We start from the raw sequence: 955 nt of genomic DNA, 5'->3' as shown, positions 1-955 counted from the left end.
TTCGGTCGTCGAGGGTTCGGAGCCGCTAGAGATGGAAGCCATCAGGAGAGGTTGGTCGGAATGCTCCAGCGACCCGGAAGAGCCGCTTCTGTCGGGATGAGTCCCACGGCATGGTTCGAATCACCGTGGGCAAGGTCATCCCTCAGCGGATGGTTGACAAAATGAAGGCCGTGGCGCGCCTTCGCCGACACTTCCATGCAGTATGGCACCCATACCGGAGACGCCGTAGTACAACTCCAGGTGACGGTAGCCATTCCATGCCAGCGTGCCAATCCGGTCGGACGGCTTGACACCACTTTGAACCCTGCCCTCCTACTTCCTACGTGTGCGAGATGGGCCCGGCTGCCGCCTTGCTCTGCCGGTAATGGGCGGCCCACTCCGAGGGTGTCTTGCCAAACCGACCGCGGAACCAGCGCGAGAAGTCACCGGCAGAGGAAAAGCCGAGAAGTTCGGCGACTTCGTACAACCTGCGTTTGCTGTTGGCCAGATACTCCTCGGCGAGTTCAGCACGTACCACATTCATGATCGTGGTGACACTCTCGCCCTCGGTCGCCAGGTGCCGGTTAAGGGTGCGTCGATGCATGCCAAGATGCTGGGCGACCCGGTCGACCGAACAAATTCCGCCTGGCAGCAGCATCCTGACGATCTGGCGCGCGCGCAGCGCTGGCTCGTCGCGGAGGTCGGCCAGCTGCATGTCCAGCCATCGCTCGACCTCGCGATGCAGCGTCGGGTCCGCAGCAGGGATAGGCATGTCCAGGTCGCGGCCGCGGCAAACGATGGCACTGCATTCCTGTGAAAACTCGATAGCCGTACCCAGCACGCGGTGGTGCACTTCAAGACTGGCGGGCCGCTCGTGGGCGAAACAGATCCTTGCCGGCCGGAAGGTATTGTCACTCAGTGCCCTGAACATCCGCAATACGATGCCGGTTGACTGTTCGATCGTCTGGCGCCACAC

1 protein-coding gene is annotated in these 955 nt (G+C 62.0%); it reads right to left on the bottom strand.

Annotated features, from left to right (window positions below):
• Window positions 1-319: 319 nt before the first annotated feature.
• Window positions 320-955: helix-turn-helix transcriptional regulator (locus BG61_RS38625; protein WP_035943724.1), on the bottom strand; the 636-nt coding region annotated here is incomplete at its 5' end.

The organism is Caballeronia glathei (assembly GCF_000698595.1).
In the GTDB taxonomy this organism is placed as follows: domain Bacteria; phylum Pseudomonadota; class Gammaproteobacteria; order Burkholderiales; family Burkholderiaceae; genus Caballeronia; species Caballeronia glathei.
Note: the sequence above shows the minus strand (reverse complement) of the source record. Positions and strands in the feature narration are given on the sequence as shown.